The organism is Kocuria sp. CPCC 205263, assembly GCF_040981075.1.
Classification (GTDB): Bacteria; Actinomycetota; Actinomycetes; order Actinomycetales; family Micrococcaceae; genus Kocuria; species Kocuria rosea.
In genome coordinates, this window is the sequence record NZ_JAVKPV010000093.1 from 1 (window position 1) to 509 (window position 509).

The window sequence follows — 509 nt, forward strand, 5'->3', positions numbered from 1 at the left end:
TTGGCGCTGGTGCTCGGCGCCCTGCGCGAGGCGCTGCGCCGGGCCTGAGCGGGCCTCGTCCCGGCACCGTCGCGCCGAAGTCACCGGTTCCGCCCCGGACACCGGCATTGATACCGGCGTCCCGGGCGGAACCGGTGGACTCGGCGCCGGAGGGGCTCAGGCCTCGTCGAAGAAGCGGAAGGCCATGGTCCCGTGGGTGACCGAGGAGCCGGCGCCCAGGGCCGCGGACACCAGGGCGGCCTCGGCGATCTGCGCCTTGGTCGCCCCGGCCCTCTTGGCGTTGTTCACGTGCACCTGGATGCAGTAGGGGCACTGGGAGGTGATGGCCACGCCGACGGCGATGAGCTCGCGGTGGAGCTGGTCGATGGCCCCTCCCTCGCGGCCGATGCTGCCGTCGAAGGCGGCGAAGGCCTTGAACTCCTGCGGGGCGAGCTCCTTGTACTCGGTCAGGCGCTTGAGGTCCTCGGGGTCGTGGTAGTGCTGGCTCACGTCGTCCACCTTTCGGGTCG

At 71.9% G+C, this 509-nt stretch carries 1 protein-coding gene; it reads right to left on the minus strand.

The window, feature by feature from the left end; genetic code table 11:
* Positions 1 to 156 precede the first annotated feature (156 nt).
* A partial coding sequence (locus RF647_RS19310; RefSeq protein WP_368813146.1) for a carboxymuconolactone decarboxylase family protein occupies positions 157 to 509 on the minus strand: 353 nt, incomplete at its 5' end.